General features: G+C 71.3%; 18 protein-coding genes. 13 read left to right on the plus strand and 5 right to left on the minus strand.

Annotated features, from left to right (window positions below; translation table 11 throughout):
* Positions 1 to 53 precede the first annotated feature (53 nt).
* The gene (locus AQJ27_RS31125; protein ID WP_235613798.1) at positions 54 to 635 is read right to left on the minus strand and encodes a hypothetical protein; all 582 of its coding nucleotides are present in this window, start codon (positions 633 to 635) and stop codon (positions 54 to 56) included.
* Between the two features lie 73 nt (positions 636 to 708).
* Positions 709 to 1110, minus strand: a complete 402-nt coding sequence (locus AQJ27_RS31130) for a DUF3592 domain-containing protein (protein ID WP_067375785.1) — start codon at positions 1108 to 1110, stop codon at positions 709 to 711.
* A gap of 158 nt (positions 1111 to 1268) precedes the next feature.
* On the opposite strand from AQJ27_RS31130, the gene AQJ27_RS31135 reads away from it, so the two are divergent.
* On the plus strand, positions 1269 to 1673 hold the full coding sequence (locus tag AQJ27_RS31135) for a VOC family protein (RefSeq protein ID WP_067375786.1): 405 nt from the start codon (positions 1269 to 1271) through the stop codon (positions 1671 to 1673).
* Here AQJ27_RS31135 and AQJ27_RS31140 read toward each other — a convergent pair.
* Positions 1656 to 2342, minus strand: a complete 687-nt coding sequence (locus AQJ27_RS31140; protein WP_067375789.1) for a helix-turn-helix transcriptional regulator — start codon at positions 2340 to 2342, stop codon at positions 1656 to 1658. The genes AQJ27_RS31135 and AQJ27_RS31140 overlap by 18 nt on opposite strands.
* Before the next feature lie 10 nt (positions 2343 to 2352).
* Positions 2353 to 3288, minus strand: coding sequence for an AraC family transcriptional regulator (locus AQJ27_RS31145; protein WP_067375791.1), 936 nt, complete (start codon positions 3286 to 3288; stop codon positions 2353 to 2355).
* A gap of 103 nt (positions 3289 to 3391) precedes the next feature.
* Here AQJ27_RS31145 and AQJ27_RS31150 point away from each other — a divergent pair, with 103 nt between their 5' ends.
* Positions 3392 to 4243, plus strand: a complete 852-nt coding sequence (locus tag AQJ27_RS31150; RefSeq protein ID WP_067375793.1) for an NAD(P)H-binding protein — start codon at positions 3392 to 3394, stop codon at positions 4241 to 4243.
* A gap of 137 nt (positions 4244 to 4380) precedes the next feature.
* Here AQJ27_RS31150 and AQJ27_RS31155 read toward each other — a convergent pair whose 3' ends face one another.
* Complete coding sequence (locus tag AQJ27_RS31155) at positions 4381 to 5541, minus strand: YihY/virulence factor BrkB family protein (RefSeq protein ID WP_079065382.1); 1161 nt, start codon at positions 5539 to 5541, stop codon at positions 4381 to 4383.
* Between the two features lie 17 nt (positions 5542 to 5558).
* On the opposite strand from AQJ27_RS31155, the gene AQJ27_RS31160 reads away from it, so the two are divergent.
* The 11 genes from AQJ27_RS31160 to AQJ27_RS31205 all read left to right on the plus strand — a co-directional run bounded on the left by AQJ27_RS31160 (position 5559) and on the right by AQJ27_RS31205 (position 17274).
* On the plus strand, positions 5559 to 7193 hold the full coding sequence (locus AQJ27_RS31160; protein ID WP_067375797.1) for an acyl-CoA dehydrogenase family protein: 1635 nt from the start codon (positions 5559 to 5561) through the stop codon (positions 7191 to 7193).
* Positions 7194 to 7571: 378 nt separating this feature from the next.
* The gene (locus AQJ27_RS31165; RefSeq protein WP_235613799.1) at positions 7572 to 8978 is read left to right on the plus strand and encodes a GAF domain-containing protein; all 1407 of its coding nucleotides are present in this window, start codon (positions 7572 to 7574) and stop codon (positions 8976 to 8978) included.
* A gap of 81 nt (positions 8979 to 9059) precedes the next feature.
* Positions 9060 to 10439, plus strand: a complete 1380-nt coding sequence (locus tag AQJ27_RS31170; RefSeq protein WP_067375798.1) for a hypothetical protein — start codon at positions 9060 to 9062, stop codon at positions 10437 to 10439.
* Positions 10440 to 10851: 412 nt separating this feature from the next.
* Positions 10852 to 11424 carry a GNAT family N-acetyltransferase gene (locus AQJ27_RS31175; protein WP_067375800.1) on the plus strand — a complete coding sequence of 191 codons (573 nt, stop codon included), beginning with the start codon at positions 10852 to 10854 and terminating at the stop codon, positions 11422 to 11424.
* 172 nt (positions 11425 to 11596) lie between these two features.
* A complete protein-coding gene (locus tag AQJ27_RS60525) occupies positions 11597 to 11680 on the plus strand; it encodes a putative leader peptide (protein WP_309486338.1) in 84 nt (27 codons plus the stop codon).
* A 136-nt stretch (positions 11681 to 11816) separates the two neighbouring features.
* Entirely contained in the window at positions 11817 to 13511 is a 1695-nt protein-coding gene (locus AQJ27_RS31180; protein WP_067375802.1) for a nitrite/sulfite reductase, read from the plus strand.
* Complete coding sequence (locus AQJ27_RS31185) at positions 13508 to 13687, plus strand: hypothetical protein (RefSeq protein WP_067375804.1); 180 nt, start codon at positions 13508 to 13510, stop codon at positions 13685 to 13687. The genes AQJ27_RS31180 and AQJ27_RS31185 overlap by 4 nt, the downstream gene beginning before the upstream one ends.
* A complete protein-coding gene (locus AQJ27_RS31190) occupies positions 13684 to 14412 on the plus strand; it encodes a phosphoadenylyl-sulfate reductase (protein WP_067375807.1) in 729 nt (242 codons plus the stop codon). Before AQJ27_RS31185 ends, AQJ27_RS31190 begins: the two co-directional genes overlap by 4 nt.
* Positions 14409 to 14981 carry an adenylyl-sulfate kinase gene (gene cysC / locus AQJ27_RS31195; RefSeq protein ID WP_067375809.1) on the plus strand — a complete coding sequence of 191 codons (573 nt, stop codon included), beginning with the start codon at positions 14409 to 14411 and terminating at the stop codon, positions 14979 to 14981. Before AQJ27_RS31190 ends, cysC begins: the two co-directional genes overlap by 4 nt.
* Entirely contained in the window at positions 14978 to 15916 is a 939-nt protein-coding gene (cysD, locus tag AQJ27_RS31200) for a sulfate adenylyltransferase subunit CysD (RefSeq protein WP_067375810.1), read from the plus strand. The genes cysC and cysD overlap by 4 nt, the downstream gene beginning before the upstream one ends.
* A 2-nt stretch (positions 15917 to 15918) precedes the next feature.
* Positions 15919 to 17274 carry a sulfate adenylyltransferase subunit 1 gene (locus AQJ27_RS31205; protein WP_067375812.1) on the plus strand — a complete coding sequence of 452 codons (1356 nt, stop codon included), beginning with the start codon at positions 15919 to 15921 and terminating at the stop codon, positions 17272 to 17274.
* Positions 17275 to 17368: the final 94 nt, after the last annotated feature.

The raw sequence follows: 17368 nt of genomic DNA on the forward strand, positions 1-17368 counted from the left end.
GCCCCGTCCCCCCGTCGACGGCACGTCACCCGGTCCACGGGCGCCGTGGCTGTTCACGCCGGTGGCAGGACGGCTGCGAGTTCGGCGTCGCTCGGGCGGTGGGCGGCGTGGAGGGCGGAGCGCAGGACGGCCCGCGTCACCTTCGTCGCGTCACCGCTCACTTTCAGCACATGGCCCTTCTCGACGAGCGCGTACTCGTGCCGGCCCCCACCGGCGCGGTACCACGCGTCGCCGTCCCGCTCACACACCGTCCGCTCGCCCGCCATGCCGCCGACCGGCTGCTTCGGGCAGGACCGCGCCGTCATCGTGCCCCGTTCCACGGACAGTTGGATCTGGGCGTTGGTCTCCTTCGCCCAGTACACGCCGGAGAAGCCGTCGTCGCCGTACACGCCGACCGACTGCTGGGCGAGGGTGAAGCCGGGAGCCTTCGTGACGTACACGAGCTCCGGTGCGATCCCCAACGCACTCACACGCGCGTCGAGTTCGGCCCGGCTCGGCACGGCGACCGACGCCGACGCCGACGCCGACGAGTCCACCCCGGTCCCGGCCCCCGCCTTCTGCGTCCCACACCCTGTCAGCAGTACGGGAATCAGCAGCGCCACCGGGAGCAACAGCACGCGCACAGGTCGGATCATGGCGCCCATCCTGCCGCACTGGTGTTCCACAGGTGTGCGGCAGTGCGGATACACGTCAGTGCACGGCTGCACGTCAGTGCACGGCGATGAAGACGCCCACCGCGAGGAAGGCCGCTGCCGCGCACGCCATGACGACCACCGGTCCCGTCGTGTGCCGCCACATCCGCACCCTGGCCCGCTGCGGGTTGTGCGGCGGATAGATCACGGGCACGGTCAGCCCGGTGGCGAGCCCCATTCCGGATCCGCGCATCCGGGGCTTGAACTCCACTCGGTGACCCCGGTGGTCCAGGAACTCGATGACCGGCACCCATTCCGGCCCGTCCTCACTGCTGACGCGGACGTTGTCGACCACGACGCCGTGGGTGTGGTGCCCGTGACGGCGCAACCGGCGCATCTGGACGCCTTCCGAGAGCGCGCAGCCGAGGAGGAACACGCCGGCTCCCCCGCACATGACGGCCCCGAGTGTGCCCGACATGCCTTCGCCTTCCCTCCACACCGGTAACCCGTACTTGATCTGTCCCGGCCACAGGAGACGCGCTCTTTCGTGAGTTCGGTTCCCGTCCCTCCGCCCGCGGAGGGACTCTGTCCGATTCGTTCAAGACCCGTTTCCCGCGCCCTGCCTACGGTGTCCCCATGACTCCACGATTCGCCGTGATCGGCCTGGTCGCCTCCGACATGGCCGCCACGCTCGCCTTCTACCGCCGCCTCGGGCTCGTCTTCCCCGAGGGCGCCGAGGACCAGCCGCACGTCGAGGCCGAACTGCCCGGCGGGTCCCGGCTGGCGATCGACACCGAGGAGACGATCCGTTCGTTCCACGCGGGGTGGCGGCCGCCTGCCGACGGGGGCGGCCGGACGTCGCTCGCCTTCGGCTGCAACGCCCCGGCGGAGGTCGACTCCGTCTACGAGGACCTGGTCGGCGCCGGGTACCACGGCGAGCTCAAGCCGTGGGACGCCTTCTGGGGGATGCGGTACGCGGTCGTGCACGACCCGGACGGCAATGGTGTCGACCTGTTCGCGCCGCTACCCGCGCCCGAGTAGTTCTCCCAGCGGCATGCCCGCCAACTCCCTTACGTCCCGGGCCAGATGGGCCTGGTCGGCGAAGCCGGAGCGGGCCGCCGTCTCCGCGAAGGGGACCCCGGCGCGGGCGAGGGCGAGCGCCCGTTGCAGGCGCAGGACGCGGGCGAGGGTCTTGGGGCCGTAGCCGAAGGCGGTCAGTGAGCGGCGGTGCAACTGGCGTGCGCTCAGGCCGAGTCGGTCGGCCGTCGCCGCGATCGACCGGCCCGCGTCCAGGGCCGTCACGACCTCCCGCAGCAGCGGGTCGGGGGGACCGGTGGCGGCCGCCCGGTCCAGTGCCACCTGTTCCAGCGCGGTCACCGGGTCGGCGGCCGCGGCGACCCGCGCGGTGCGGCGCCGTACCTCCGAGGCCGGCCACAGGTCCGCCAAGTCGACGCGCAGGTCGCGGAGTTCGTGGGCGGGTACGCCGAGGAACGTCGGCCCCGTGCCGGGGTGGAAGCGGACGCCCGCCCAGTGTCCGGCCGCGCCCTCGGGAACGTACGCCCGGGTGTCGGGCCCGGCGACGAGCAGTCGCCCCTCGTGCCAGAGCAGGTCCATACAGCCGTCGGGAAGCACGGCCCCCACCGTGGAACCGGACGTTCCACGGGACCACACGACGGCGCCCGCCAACCGGGAAGGCCGCTCCACGTACATGTACGTCAGGCTACGCCGCCCGCGTCCGGTGCTCCTGCGGGCTGACCCCGTACACCCGTTTGAAGGCGCTGGACAGGGCGAAGGCGCTGCCGTAGCCGACGTGGCGGGCGATCGCCTCGAGGGTGTCGTCCGTTTCGCGCAGCCGGTCGGCGGCCAGGGCGAGGCGCCAGCCGGTGAGGTAGGTCATCGGGGGCTCGCCCACGAGTTCGCTGAAGCGGCGGGCCAGTGCGGCCCGGGACACCCCGGCCTTCGCGGCGAGCGTCGCCACGGTCCAGGGGTGTGCCGGGTCGTCCTGGACGAACCGCAGCACCCGGCCGACGACGGGGTCCGCGAGCGCCCGGTACCAGGCGGGGGCGGCCCCCTCCGGACGGGAGAACCAGGCGCGCAGCGCGGCGATCATGAGGAGATCGAGGAGCCGGTCCAGGACCACCTCCTGGCCGGGCTCGTCTCGGACGATCTCCTCGGTGAGGAGCGCGGTGAGCGGGCAGTCCCACACGTCCTGGGTCAGGGAGAGCAGCGGCGGCAGGGCGTCGAGCAGCCTGCCGTTGATCTCGCCCCGCATCATGTACGTCCCGATCAGCAGCACCGTGGAGCCTTCGAGCCGGTCGCCCCAGGTGCGGACGTCCAGGTCCCACCGGCCCTTCAGGGACCGCCCGTCGGGGTAGGTGCACTCGCCGCCCGGCAGGATCACCGCCTGCGGCGGGGTGCCCGGGTCGTCCGCGCAGGTGTACGGGTCAGGGCCGCGGGCGATCGCGAGGTCACCGGCCCGCAGGAACAGGCGCTCCCCCGCGTCCGGTACGACCCAGGCCTCGCCGCGCACCACGAGCATGATCGTGAGGGGGGCGCGGTCCTCGACGCGTACGCACCAGGGCGGGTCGAAGCACGCACGGATCATGAAGGCACCGCGTGCCCGGGGGCCCTCCAGCAGACCGGCGAGTGCGTCCATGGCGTCAGCGTAGACGTCTGAGGGGAAGGGACGTAGACGTCCGCTTATGGGAACAAGCCCCTCGGAGATGGGAGCCCTGCGCGGGCGGCGATTCACTGTCGGTATGACGCAGAACAGGGCACGCGAAGAGCACGTACGGGACATGACGGTGCTGGTGACGGGCGCCACGGGGCGTACCGGGCGGCGGGTGGCCGAGGCCGCGCGGGCGGCTGGGCTGAGGGTGCGGGCAGCGTCCCGTGGGGCGGGGTTCGACTGGACGGACCGCTCGACGTGGGCGGACACCCTGCGGGGTGCCGACGCGGCGTATCTCGTCCACCCCACGGACGTCGGCTCGCCCGACGCGGCCGAGATGGTCGGGGGTCTGGCGCGGGAGGCGGTCGGGCTGGGGGTGCGGCGGCTGGTGCTGCTGTCCTCGCGGGGTGAGGAGCGGGCGCGGCCGGCCGAGGAGGCGCTGAGGGCGTCGGGCGCGGACTGGACGGTCGTACGGGCCGCGTGGTTCGCGCAGAACTTCAGCGAGGGACCGTTGGTGGAGGGGCTGCTCCGCGGGGAACTGGTGTTTCCCGCCGGTGAGGTGCGGGAGCCGTTCATCGATGTGCGGGACATCGCGGACGTCGTGGTGGCCGTGCTCACGGGGGGCGACCGGTATGTCGGGCAGGAGCTCGCCGTCTCGGGGCCCCGGCTGCTGAGTTTTCGGGAGGCGGTGGGGGAGATCGCGGCGGCGACGGGGAGTGCGTTGACGTATCTCCCGGTGACGGCGCGCCAGTACGGCGATCAGCTGGCCGGGTTCGGGGTGCCGGCGCAGGAGGTCGAGTTCCTCGTCGAGCTCTTCGAGAGCCTGCTCGACGGGCGTAACTCCTACCTGTCGGAGGGTGTGCGGGAGGTTCTGGGGCGGGAGCCGTGCGATTTCACTGCGTTCGCTCGGGAGGCGGCGGGGGCGGGTGTCTGGAAGGGGTAGGTTCGGGCGGAAATGCGGGGTGCGTTCTTCGGGTGCGGGTGGTGGGGGCTGGGCGCGCAGTTCCCCGCGCCCCTCGGGCGGGGGCTTCGCCCCGCATCCTGCGCCCCTCGGGCTGGGGCTTCGCCCCGCATCCCGTGCTACTCGTCCGCGCTGTGCTCGTCGTTGCTCTTGCGGGGGTGGTGGGGGCTCTTGACGTGGGTGCGGAGGCGGGAGGTCACGTCCTCCGGGGGGAGGAAGCGGGACCAGCGTTCCGGGAACTCGGAGGGCATGTCCGGGTCGTCGGGGTCGGGGTCGGCGGCGCGGTGGGCGGCGGCGCGGGCGACGTACTCGGCGGCCTGCTCCTGACGCAGGCGCTCGTTCGCGGCGCGGGCCGCGGCCGTGGCGGCGGCCGGCCAGACCCGGTCGATGGCCGCGTTGACGGCGGCGCCGACGAGGACGGCGAACGCGGACACACCGATCCACAGGAGAACGGCCACGGGGGCGGCGAGTGAGCCGTAGATCGTCGGGCCCTCGACCGTGCTGGTCAGGTAGATGCGGAGCAGGAAGCTCCCGAAGACCCACATGGCGAGGGCGACCAGGGCGCCGGGCACGTCCTCCACCCAGGGTGAGCGGACGGGCACCGACACGTGGTACAGCGTGGTCAGGAAGACGACCGAGAGCACGATGACGACAGGCCAGTACAGGACCTGCACGAGCGTCGCCGACCACGGCACGATCTGCACCACCGCGTCCGGACCCGCGACCATCAGCGGCAGCGCGATCGAGCCGATCAGCAGCGCCACGATGAACAGCAGGAACGACATCACGCGGGTCGCCACGATCCCCCGGGTGCCGTCGAGGCCGTACATCACGGTGATGGTGTCGACGAAGACGTTCACCGCGCGCGAGCCCGACCACAGGGCGAAGAGGAAGCCGAGGGAGATGATGTCGGGCCGGCCGCCCTTCATCACGTCGTGAAGGATCGGTTCGGCGATCTGGTGGACGCCCTTGTCCGTGAGGACGGTGCGGGAAGCCTCCAGGATGTTGGACTCCAGGCTGGCGATCGAGTGCGCGCCGGTCCAGTCGTCCACGTAGCCGAGCAGTCCGATCATGCTCAGCAGCAGGGGCGGCACGGACAGGAGTGTGAAGAAGGCGGCCTCGGCCGCCAGCCCGAGGATCCGGTACTCCATGCAGGAGTTGACGGTGTCCTTGAGCAGCAGCCAGGCGGTCCTGCGCTTCGACACGTTCCTGTACAGCGCGCGAGCGCGGTGAAAGCGGCCCACGGGAGACCGTTCAGGTGTTTCTTTTGCCTGGTGCACCTCCTTACCGTATCCGTATGGCAGCCAGCACCCACACCGTGACCAACCAGGCTCCGCCCCTGGTCGGATATGACGTCTTTGCCGCCGACCGGGCCCTCGTGGAGGCGGTCGAGCGGCACCTGGATCCAGGACTTCTCGACGAGGCACACGAGGAGCTGTCGCTGCTCGGGCGTACGACGGGCTCCGCGCAGGTGCAGGAGTGGGGGGTGCTGGCCAACGAGAATCCGCCGAAGCTGCGCACCCACGACCGCTACGGCAACCGCGTCGACGAGGTCGATTTCCATCCCGCCTGGCACCGACTGCTCGGCAAGGGGGTCTCGGCGGGGCTGACGGCGGCCTGGAGCCGTCCCGGCGGTCACCTCAGGCGCGCGGCCGGCTTCGTCGTGTGGTCGCAGGCCGAGGCGGGCCACGGCTGCCCGCTGTCGATGACCCACGCGGCGGTGCCCGCCCTGCGCACCGACCCGGCGCTCGCCGCCCTCTGGGAACCACTGCTCACGTCCACCGTCTACGACCAGGGGCTGCGGCCCGCCTCCCAGAAGGCCGGTGTGCTCTTCGGGATGGGCATGACGGAGAAGCAGGGCGGCAGTGACGTACGGGCGAACAGGACCGAGGCGCGGCCGCTCGCCGAGGACGGGACGTATGAGCTCACAGGGCACAAATGGTTCTGTTCGGCGCCGATGTCGGACGGGTTCCTGGTGCTGGCGCAGGCGCCGGGCGGGCTCACCTGTTTTCTGGTGCCGAGGGTGCTGGAGGACGGGACCCGCAACGTGTTCCGCATCCAGCGGCTCAAGGACAAGCTCGGCAACAAGTCGAACGCGTCGAGCGAGGTCGAGTTCGACGGGACCTGGGCGCGCCGGGTCGGGGACGAGGGGCGCGGGGTGCGCACCATCATCGAGATGGTCGCGGTGACCCGGCTGGACTGTGTGCTCGGCGCCGCCGCCGTCATGCGGCAGTCCGTGGCGCAGGCCGTGCACCACTGCACCTACCGGGAGGCCTTCGGCGGCAAGCTGATCGACAAGCCGCTGATGCGCAACGTGCTGGCGGACCTGGCGCTGGAGTCGGAGGCGGCGACGACGCTGGCGATGCGTCTGGCGGCGGCGTACGACGACGGCGGCGAGGACGAGCGGGCCTTCCTGCGGCTCGCGGTGCCGGCCGCCAAGTACTGGGTGACCAAGCGCTGCACCCCGGTGGCGGTGGAGGCACTGGAGTGCCTGGGCGGCAACGGGTACGTCGAGGAGTCCGGCATGCCGAGGCTGCTGCGCGAGTCGCCGCTCAACTCCATCTGGGAGGGAGCGGGCAATGTGCAGGCCCTCGACCTGCTGCGCGCGATCCAGCGGGAGCCGCAGGCGCTGAACGCGTTCCTGCAGGAGGTGGGCCGGGCCCGCGGCGCCGACCACCGGCTCGACGGCGCGATCAAGAACCTGCTGGGCGAACTCGCCGACCTGGACGGTATCGAAGGCCGCGGGCGCAGGCTCGCGGAGCGGGTCGCGCTGGTGCTGCAGGGGTCGCTGCTCGTGCAGTACGCGCCCCCGGAGGTCGCCGACGCGTTCTGCGCCTCACGGCTGGGCGGCGACTGGGGCTCGGCCTTCGGCACCCTGCCGCACAGTCTCGATCTGGCCACGGTGGTGGAACGGGCCCGACCGGTTTCGTGAACTGATTCCTGCGCTGTTTCCCGAGCGGGTCTCCGCACCGGGCGCGGGGGTGGTGCTGCGCCGACACGGCACCACCCCCGCTCTCAGGCCCCGTTGTGAGGAGCGCGAACGCCGCACGGGCGGCGTTGCTCAAGTCTCCGACCCCGTACGGCTGTTCGCCAGGGTTGCAGGGGGTTGCAACTTTTCCGGCCTCTGTGGCCGGACTGTGTCCCTCCGTCGGCGCCGAGCGGCACTATGAGAACAGCAGTCAGTACGGGCCCGGGTGGCCGTGGCCGAAAAGGGCCGGGCAGTGGCGGGCCACAGGTGCCCCCGAACCCGTCGGTCCGTCGGCCGGTCGGTCCGTCGGCCCGTCCGTCCGGGGAGGATGGGGAGGATTCCGTGGCGCACTCACCGATCGACGTGACGCGGCTCGCCGCCCTGGATGCCGCCCAGGCGGCCCGTGTCCTGCGCGAGGTCCGCGACGCCACGCTCTCCGGACAGCCCGCCCGCCTCGCGCCACGCCCGGTGATCGAGCAGTCCTGGGAGCGCATGCTGCGCAGCGGAGTCGACCCCGACCACGACTTCCGGGCCGGGCTGCTGGTCCGTGACGAGGTCGAGCGGCGGCGCCAGACCTCACAGCTGCGGCATGTCCTGCCGGTGCTGCGCGAGGGACTGCTCGCGGTCGCGGACGTCGCGCACCACATCATGGTGGTCGCGGACGAGGAGGGCCGGGTGCTGTGGCGGGAGGGCAGCGCGTCCGTGCTGCGCAAGGCCGACGGGTTCGGCTTCGAACTCGGGGCGGACTGGCGCGAGGGCGTGGTCGGTACGAACGGCGTGGGCACCCCGCTGGTCGCCCGGCGCCCCGTCCAGGTCTTCTCCGCCGAGCACTTCGTGCGCACCCACCACTCGTGGACCTGCACCGGCGCCCCGATCACCGACCCCCGCGACGGCAGTCTGATCGGCGTCGTGGACGTGAGCGGGCCGCTGGACACCCTGCACCCGGCGACGCTCGCCCTGGTCGGCGCGGTGGCCAAACTCGCCGAGGCGCGCCTGCGCGAGCTGCACCTGACCTCGCTGGAGGGGCTGCGCGCGGTGGCGGCGCCGGTGCTCGCCCGGCTCGGCGGACGCGCCCTCGCCGTGGACCAGGACGGCTGGACGGCCGCGGTCACCGGGATGCCGTACACCGGACGGCTCGCGCTGCCCAAGGCGCTGGCTCCCGGGCGGAGTTGGCTGCCGACGCTCGGACTGTGCGTGGTGGAGCCGCTGCCCGGCGGTTGGCTGCTGCGGACCGCCGACGAGCCGGGGCCCCGGCGGGCCGCGCGGATCGTCCTGGACCTGGCGCACCCGCGGCGCTCCTCGGTGACCGTCTCGTCCGAAGCGGGCTCCTGGTGCCACGAACTGAGCCCCCGGCATGCCGAGTTGCTGTACCTGCTGGCCGTCCGACCCACCGGGCGCAGCGCCTCCGGGCTTGCCGACGACCTGTTCGACGACCCCGGTCGTACGGTGACGGTGCGGGCCGAGATGTCGCGCGTACGGCGGTATCTCGGGGCTTTTCTGGAACACCGGCCGTATCGTTTCTGCGAGGCCGCGGAGGTCGAGTTGGTGCTCCCGGAGGACCCCCGGGACCTGCTCCCCCACTCGACGGCGCCGGCGGTGCGCCGGGCGCGGAAACCCGGGCCCCCTTGTACCGCACCGGGGCCCGGCGCGTCACCCGACCGGCCGAATATGCCCCCTGCGAGAGGCAAGGAGCGTATTTCGGGACCGTCTTCCGGGGTCCTTGACCAGGCACGTGGCTCTCTGACGTAGCATCCCTCCACAGGCCACCCCACCCGTCTCTCCGTCAACGTTCTGATCATGAGGGGCAGTTGGCCTTCCTCGGGAGGACGCATGATGCACCGCGGCAGGCACCGTCGTAGGCGAAGGGGACAGGCGCTGCGCGCCACACTGGCCGGAACCGCCCTCGCGCTCACCGCGGCCGCCACGCTGATCAGCACCTCCCAGGCCACGGGCAGCAACAGTCCGGGCGCGCTGACCCCGCTCACCTCGGCCGCCGAGACCAGCAGGCTCCAGCTGCACGAGAACCTGGTGGCCGGGGACACTCTCAGCACGCTCAGCCGGAACATGGGCGGGAACGTCGGGGTCTCCGGCGTGCTGGCGAGCGCCGACCACACGATGCGCGACGAGGCCGACTGTTCCGGGACCGAGCGGGCCGCGCTGCCGCTCGAACCGGTCGCCACCCGTGCGTACTGCTGGGCCCCGGACGACGCGCGGACCCAGCAGTGGGCGCCCGCCTCCGTCACCACCTCCGGTGACGCCGACCAGGACGGCCGGTGGGGCGACCGGCGGGTCATCCTGGCGGGCTGGAACCACGACGACCGGGCCGCGGGCGCCTCCGCCACCGACCGGGGTCTGGCCCGGGTCGCCTTCATCGACGCGAGCGACCCGGCGGCGCTCAGGTACCGCTGGGTGCTGCTGGTCGCGCCGCGCGACGGCGGCAGGGACTTCGGCGCGGTCCGCTCCCGGCTGGGCGGCATGGTCTGGTACCAGGGCAAGCTGATCGTCACCGCGCAGAACGGCGCGGGGCAGGACGACTCCCTGCTCGTCTTCGACCTGCACCACCTCCTGAAGGCGGGCGTGGACAGCGGGGCGATCGGCAAGGTGCGCGGCGGCTACTCCGCGCACGGCTACCAGTACGTGCTGCCGGCCGTCGGCTCGTACAGCCCGGCGGGCGGCACGTGCGGCTCGGGCGAGGCCCGGGCGAACCCCTGTTTCGGTTCCCTGTCGCTGGACCGCACCTCGACGCCGGACAGCCTGGTCGCCACCGAGGCGGCGCCGGCCGACGGCACGGAGCGGACCCGGATCTGGCGGTACTCGTACAGCACCGTCGCCGACCGGGCGGGGTTGCTCGGCAGCGACTCCCTGGGGCGGGTCGACGCGCGCGAGGCCTACACGACCAAGGCCTCCGGGCTCTCGGGTGTCCTCTCCCATACGCCGGCCGGGGCGCGCAGGGCCGACTGGTACGTCGGCCACGCGCCCGCCAGCGGTGGCCGGCACGGCACGCTGTGGCGGCAGAGCGGTCATGCCGCCGAGGCGGTCCAGTGCACCGGTGACCAGTCCTACGCCTGTTGGGGCCAGCACACCGCCTCCCTGTCCTACTGGCAGGAGACCGGCGAACTGTGGACCCTCACCGGCGCCGCCCCGGACACGACACCGGAGCGCGTCCTGTACGCGGTCCCCTTGACCAAGGTGGACAAGTCCCTGGGCTAGGAGAGAACTGGGAGGGACCCGGGGGGGGTTCTCCGCCCCCGCCGCCCCTACCCGTCCCATCCCGACTTGGGGGCTCCGCCCCCAAACCCCCGATCGGCCTGAACGGCCTCGTCCTCAAACGCCGGACGGGCTGAAGATGCGCGCAGCGCCCCTTCAGGCGCGCGGGGAACCGCGCGACCAACCCCCACCGGCCCGCAGCCAAACGAATCGGCCGGACGGGGGATCCGGGGCGCAGCCCCGGCCTCAGGGGCGCGGGGAACTGCGCGACCAGCCCCTACCGGCCCGCAGCCGAAGAACACACGCGGGGGGTCTGGGGGCGGAGCCCTCAGGGATGGGACGGGTAGGGGCGGCGGGGGCGAAATCCTCGGTCCCGCTTTGGAGCGCAGCGCAACCCCGTGGTTCCCTGGCCCCCATGAGCAACGTCACTGTGACCACCTGGTCCCTGGAGCAGACCGCGTCGAGCGACCTGCTCCCCGCGATCACCCCCGACGGCGACGTCCGGATCGTGCGCTCCGAAGTCCCCTCCCCCGAGTTCAACCGCTTCCTGTACGCCTCCGTGGGCGGAGACGTCCGCTGGACCGACCGCCTGAGCTGGACGTACGCACAGTGGCAGGAGATCCTGGACCGCCCCGGCGTGGAGACCTGGGTCGCCTACGACCGGGGAACCCCCGCGGGCTATGTCGAGCTGGACCCGCAGGACGACGGCGTCGTCGAGGTCATGTACTTCGGACTGATACCCGCCTTCCGGGGCCGCCGGATCGGCGGGCACCTGCTCTCGTACGGGGTGGCGCGAGCCTGGGACCTGGCGGAGCGCTGGCCGGGACGGCCCGAGACGAAGCGTGTCTGGCTGCATACATGCAGCAAGGACGGGGAGCACGCGATGGACAACTACCTGCGCCGCGGCTTCAAGCTCTTCGACACCAAGGTGGAGGAGGAGCCGGAGGTCGCCACGCCCGGGCCCTGGCCGGGCGCGCGAGCGGTCTGACCTGCCCCGGACCGACCCTCGGCCTGCCATCAGGCGGTCACCGGGCCGCCGGATCGTCCATTCCTGCCCAGCCGTGTGACCGACAACACCTTTGTCTCGCCATTCGGGACAAGGGTGTCCACATGATGGATGACGGTGGACTGGCCCGAGATCCCCGTGACACGCTTCCGTCATGTCTGGAACTGGAATTGCCTTGGTGAGTCGGCGGCACGTCGACCTCGGCCGCATGTCCAGCGCCATCTGTCCGGCGAGCTGACAGCCCCGGCCCAGCCGACATTCTCCCTTTTGCCTCCCTCTGCGCAATGACGCGCGCGTACTTTCCGTATGCGCCCATATGCGCAGTTGAGAGCCGCTCTCCTTCCTGTCCCGCAGTCCCGAAGGACGTATCAACCATGGCCGCCACCCCGCAGAATCCCGCCGCCGCGCCCCGCCGCAAGGTGAGTCGTCACCGCGGCGAGGGTCAGTGGGCCGTGGGTCACTTCACCCCGCTCAACGGAAACGAACAGTTCAAGAAGGACGACGACGGTCTCAATGTGCGGACACGCATTGAGACGATCTACTCGAAGCGCGGCTTCGACTCGATCGACCCCAACGACCTTCGTGGACGTATGCGCTGGTGGGGGCTGTACACCCAGCGCAAGCCCGGGATCGACGGCGGCAAGACCGCGATCCTGGAGCCGGAGGAGCTGGACGACAAGTACTTCATGCTGCGCGTCCGCATCGACGGCGGCCGGCTGACCACCGAACAACTGCGCGTCATCGGCGAGATCTCGCAGGAGTTCGCGCGCGGCACCGCCGACCTCACCGACCGCCAGAACGTGCAGTACCACTGGATCCGTATCGAGGACGTCCCCGAGATCTGGAACCGGCTCGAAGCCGTCGGGCTGTCCACCACCGAGGCCTGCGGTGACACGCCCCGCGTCATCCTCGGCTCGCCCGTCGCCGGCATCGCCGAGGACGAGATCATCGACGGCACCCCGGCCATCGACGAGATCCACCGCCGGATCATCGGCAACAAGGACTTCTCGAACCTGCCCCGCAAGTTCAAGTCCGCGATCTCCGGCTCGCCGCTGCTCGACGTGGCGCACGAGATCAACGACATCGCCTTCGTCGGCGTGAACCACCCGGAGCACGGCCCCGGCTTCGACCTCTGGGTAGGCGGTGGCCTCTCCACCAACCCGAAGATCGGCCAGCGCCTCGGCGCCTGGGTCCCGCTGGACGAGGTCCCGGACGTCTACGAGGGCGTCATCTCGATCTTCCGCGACTACGGCTACCGGCGGCTGCGCACCCGCGCCCGTCTGAAGTTCCTGGTCGCCGACTGGGGCGTGGAGAAGTTCCGCCAGATCCTGGAGGACGAGTACCTCGAGCGGAAGCTCGTCGACGGCCCGGCCCCCGAGCAGCCGGTCGCCCGCTGGCGCGACCACGTCGGTGTGCACCGCCAGCAGGACGGCCGCTTCTACGTCGGCTTCGCGCCGCGCGTCGGCCGCGTGGACGGCACCACCCTCACGAAGATCGCCGAGCTGGCCGCGGCGCACGGCTCGGGCCGGCTGCGCACCACCGTCGAGCAGAAGATGGTCGTGCTCGACGTGACGCAGGACCAGGTCGACTCGCTGGTGGAGGGCCTCGAAGCCCTTGACCTGACCGTCAGGCCCTCCACCTTCCGACGCGGCACGATGGCCTGCACCGGCATCGAGTACTGCAAGCTCGCGATCGTCGAGACCAAGGCGCGCGGTGCTTCCCTGATCGACGAACTCGAGCGCCGCATCCCCGAGTTCGAAGAGCCCATCACCATCAACATCAACGGCTGCCCGAACGCCTGCGCCCGTATCCAGGTCGCGGACATCGGTCTCAAGGGCCAGCTGGTCCTGAACGACCAGGGTGAGCAGGTCGAGGGCTTCCAGGTGCACCTGGGCGGCGCGCTCGGCCTGGAGGCCGGCTTCGGCCGCAAGGTCCGTGGCCTGAAGGTCACCTCGGACGAACTGCCCGACTACATCGAGCGGGTCCTCAAGCGCTTCCAGGCGGAGCGCGAGGACGACGAGCGCTTCGCCACCTGGGCCGCCCGTGCGAGCGAGGAGTCGCTGTCGTGAGCGAGCGAGCGGCTCCCTTCTACTGCCCCTACTGCGGCGACGAAGACCTCCGTCCGAGCGAGCAGGGCCACGGGGCGTGGGAATGCGCGGCGTGCAACCGGGCCTTCCAGTTGAAGTTCCTCGGGCTGCTCGCCCGTGGGGTTCAGCGCAACGAAGGTGGAGGGGACGAGACATGACGACCATTCAGAAAGATCGGGAAGGTCAGGAAGGCCGTACGGCCGAGGACCTGAAGCGCCTCGCCGAGCAGGCGGGGCGCGACCTCGAGGACGCCTCGGCCCTGGAGATCCTCCAGTGGGCCGTCGAGACCTTCGGCAAGACGTTCTGCGTGACCTCCTCCATGGAGGACGCGGTCGTCGCCCACCTGGCCTCCCGCGCCCAGCCAGGGGTCGACGTCGTCTTCCTCGACACCGGCTACCACTTCCCCGAGACCATCGGCACCCGGGACGCGGTCGAGGCCGTGATGGACGTCAACGTCATCACCCTCACCCCGCGTCGGACCGTCGCCGAGCAGGACGCCGAGTACGGACCCAAGCTGCACGACCGCGACCCCGACCTGTGCTGCGCCCTGCGCAAGGTCAAGCCCCTGGAAGAGGGCCTGACCAGGTACGACGCCTGGGCGACCGGACTGCGCCGCGACGAGTCCCCGACCCGGGCCAACACCCCGGTCGTCGGCTGGGACGAGAAGCGGCAGAAGGTCAAGATCTCGCCGATCGCCCGCTGGACGCAGGACGACGTGGACGCGTACGTCGCCGAGCACGGCGTCCTCACCAACCCGCTGCTGATGGACGGCTACGCCTCCGTCGGCTGCGCGCCCTGCACCCGTCGTGTGCTGGAGGGCGAGGACGCCCGCGCCGGACGCTGGGCCGGACGGTCCAAGACCGAGTGCGGGCTGCACGGATGACCACGACCACCCAGATCTCCCAGGAGCAGCAAGTGACGACCGGAGCCACCATCTGGCTCACGGGTCTGCCGAGCGCCGGCAAGACCACCATCGCGTACGAGCTGGCCGGCCGGCTGCGCGACGAGGGCCACCGCGTCGAGGTGCTCGACGGCGACGAGATCCGCGAGTTCCTCTCGTCGGGCCTCGGCTTCTCACGCGCGGACCGCGACACGAACGTGCGGCGGATCGGTTTCCTCGCCGAGCTGCTCTCCCGCAACGGCGTCAAGGCGCTCGTCCCGGTGATCGCGCCGTACGCCGACAGCCGCGAGGCGGTCCGGGAGCGTCACCAGAGCGGCGGTACCCCGTACCTGGAGGTGCACGTGGCGACGCCGGTCGAGGTCTGCTCCGTACGCGATGTGAAGGGGCTGTACGCCAAGCAGGCCGCGGGAGAGATCTCGGGGCTGACCGGCGTCGACGACCCGTACGAGGAGCCCGCGTCGCCCGATCTGCGCATCGAGTCGCACACCCAGTCCGTGCAGGAGTCCGCGGCCGCGCTCCATGCGCTGCTCACCGAAAGGGGTCTCGCATGACGACCGTCGCCAGTGTCTCCGAGGAGACGGACAGCAGCCCGTACGCGCTCTCGCACCTGGACGCCCTGGAGTCCGAGGCCGTCCACATCTTCCGTGAGGTCGCGGGCGAGTTCGAACGGCCGGTGATCCTCTTCTCCGGCGGCAAGGACTCCATCGTCATGCTGCACCTCGCCCTGAAGGCCTTCGCCCCCGCCGCGATCCCCTTCACCCTGCTGCACGTCGACACCGGACACAACTTCCCCGAAGTCCTCGCCTACCGCGACCGGACCGTCGAAGAGCACGGACTGCGGCTGCACATCGCCTCCGTACAGGACTACATCGACCGCGGAGTCCTGCGCGAACGCCCCGACGGCACCCGCAACCCCCTGCAGACCGTGCCCCTCACCGAGAAGATCCAGTCCGAACGCTTCGACGCCGTCTTCGGCGGCGGACGCCGCGACGAGGAAAAGGCCCGCGCGAAAGAACGCGTGTTCTCGCTGCGCGACGAGTTCTCCCAGTGGGACCCCCGACGCCAGCGCCCCGAACTGTGGCAGCTCTACAACGGCCGCCACGCACCCGGCGAACACGTCCGCGTCTTCCCCCTCTCCAACTGGACCGAGCTGGACGTCTGGCAGTACATCGCCCGCGAAGGCATCGAACTGCCCGAGATCTACTTCGCGCACGAGCGCGAGGTCTTCCAGCGGTCGAACATGTGGCTGACCGCCGGTGAGTGGGGCGGCCCGAAGGACGGCGAGACGGTCGAGAAGCGGCTCGTCCGCTACCGGACCGTCGGCGACATGTCCTGCACGGGCGCCGTCGACTCCGAAGCGACCACGCTGGACGCCGTGATCACCGAGATCGCCGCCTCCCGGCTCACCGAGCGGGGCGCCACCCGCGCCGACGACAAGATGTCCGAGGCCGCGATGGAAGACCGCAAGCGCGAGGGGTACTTCTAGACATGACCAGCACCACCGAACCCACCGAGCCGCTGTCGGTCGAGCAGTTGTCGGCGACCACGCTCCTGCGCTTCGCGACCGCCGGTTCCGTCGACGACGGCAAGTCCACGCTGGTCGGACGACTGCTGCACGACTCCAAGTCGGTCCTGACGGACCAGCTGGAGGCTGTGGAGCGCGTCTCGGCGAGCCGTGGCCAGGACGCCCCCGACCTCGCCCTCCTCACCGACGGCCTGCGCGCCGAACGCGAGCAGGGCATCACCATCGACGTCGCCTACCGCTACTTCGCGACGGCGCGCCGCCGGTTCATCCTCGCCGATACCCCCGGGCATGTGCAGTACACCCGGAACATGGTCACCGGCGCCTCGACCGCCGACCTGGCCGTCGTCCTCGTCGACGCCCGCAACGGCGTCATCGAGCAGACCCGCCGGCACGCGGCCGTCGCCGCGCTGCTGCGTGTCCCGCACGTGGTCCTCGCCGTCAACAAGATGGACCTCGTCGAGTACAAGGAGTCCGTCTTCGCGGCGATCGCCGAGGAGTTCACGGCGTACGCCTCCGAGCTGGGCGTTCCCGAGATCACCGCGATCCCGATCTCGGCGCTCGCCGGTGACAACGTGGTGGACGCCTCCGCGAACATGGACTGGTACGGCGGCCCGACGGTCCTGGAACACCTGGAGACGGTCCCGGTCAGCCACGACCTGGGGCACTGCCACGCCCGTCTGCCCGTGCAGTACGTGATCCGCCCGCAGACCGCCGAGCACCCCGACTACCGGGGGTACGCCGGCCAGATCGCCGCCGGTAGCTTCCGGGTCGGCGAGAGCGTGACCGTGCTGCCCTCCGGGCGCACCACGAAGGTCGCCGGGATCGATCTGCTGGGCAAGCCGGTCGACGTGGCGTGGACCCCGCAGTCGGTGACCCTCCTGCTGGAGGACGACATCGACGTCTCGCGCGGCGACCTGATCGTGCCGAGCAAGGACGCGCCCCCGACCACGCAGGACGTCGAGGCGACCATCTGCCACGTGGCCGACCAGCCGCTCACCGTCGGCCACCGGGTGCTGCTCAAGCACGGCACCCGCACGGTGAAGGCGATCGTCAAGGACATCCCGTCCCGCCTGACGCTCGACGACCTGTCGCTGCACCCGCACCCGGGTCAGCTGGTCGCCAACGACATAGGCCGCGTCAAGATCCGTGCCGCCGAACCGCTTCCGCTCGACTCGTACGCCGACTCCCGGCGCACCGGCGCGTTCATCCTCATCGACCCGGCGGACGGCACCACGCTGACCGCGGGCATGGTCGGCGAGTCGTTCGCCGCGCCGCAGCCGGTCAAGGACGAGGGCGACGACGACGGGTGGGACTTCTGACATGACGTCCACCGACTTCTACTCCACGTTCGCCAAGGAGGGCGGCCGCGTCGGCAGCGGCGCCCTCGGCAGCGGGCAGGGCGGAGTGGCGCGA

The sequence above is a fragment of the Streptomyces olivochromogenes genome (genome assembly GCF_001514115.1).
In the GTDB taxonomy this organism is placed as follows: Bacteria; Actinomycetota; Actinomycetes; order Streptomycetales; family Streptomycetaceae; genus Streptomyces; species Streptomyces olivochromogenes.

Coding starts and splice junctions, on each gene's coding strand:
- AQJ27_RS31125 (WP_235613798.1), bottom strand. CDS start 635: ATGATCCGACCTGTGCGCGTGCTGTTGCTCCCGGTGGCGCTGCTGATT.
- AQJ27_RS31130 (WP_067375785.1), bottom strand. CDS start 1,110: ATGTCGGGCACACTCGGGGCCGTCATGTGCGGGGGAGCCGGCGTGTTC.
- AQJ27_RS31135 (WP_067375786.1), top strand. CDS start 1,269: ATGACTCCACGATTCGCCGTGATCGGCCTGGTCGCCTCCGACATGGCC.
- AQJ27_RS31140 (WP_067375789.1), bottom strand. CDS start 2,342: ATGTACGTGGAGCGGCCTTCCCGGTTGGCGGGCGCCGTCGTGTGGTCC.
- AQJ27_RS31145 (WP_067375791.1), bottom strand. CDS start 3,288: ATGGACGCACTCGCCGGTCTGCTGGAGGGCCCCCGGGCACGCGGTGCC.
- AQJ27_RS31150 (WP_067375793.1), top strand. CDS start 3,392: ATGACGCAGAACAGGGCACGCGAAGAGCACGTACGGGACATGACGGTG.
- AQJ27_RS31160 (WP_067375797.1), top strand. CDS start 5,559: ATGGCAGCCAGCACCCACACCGTGACCAACCAGGCTCCGCCCCTGGTC.
- AQJ27_RS31170 (WP_067375798.1), top strand. CDS start 9,060: ATGATGCACCGCGGCAGGCACCGTCGTAGGCGAAGGGGACAGGCGCTG.
- AQJ27_RS31175 (WP_067375800.1), top strand. CDS start 10,852: ATGAGCAACGTCACTGTGACCACCTGGTCCCTGGAGCAGACCGCGTCG.
- AQJ27_RS60525 (WP_309486338.1), top strand. CDS start 11,597: ATGTCTGGAACTGGAATTGCCTTGGTGAGTCGGCGGCACGTCGACCTC.
- AQJ27_RS31180 (WP_067375802.1), top strand. CDS start 11,817: ATGGCCGCCACCCCGCAGAATCCCGCCGCCGCGCCCCGCCGCAAGGTG.
- AQJ27_RS31190 (WP_067375807.1), top strand. CDS start 13,684: ATGACGACCATTCAGAAAGATCGGGAAGGTCAGGAAGGCCGTACGGCC.
- cysC (WP_067375809.1), top strand. CDS start 14,409: ATGACCACGACCACCCAGATCTCCCAGGAGCAGCAAGTGACGACCGGA.
- cysD (WP_067375810.1), top strand. CDS start 14,978: ATGACGACCGTCGCCAGTGTCTCCGAGGAGACGGACAGCAGCCCGTAC.
- AQJ27_RS31205 (WP_067375812.1), top strand. CDS start 15,919: ATGACCAGCACCACCGAACCCACCGAGCCGCTGTCGGTCGAGCAGTTG.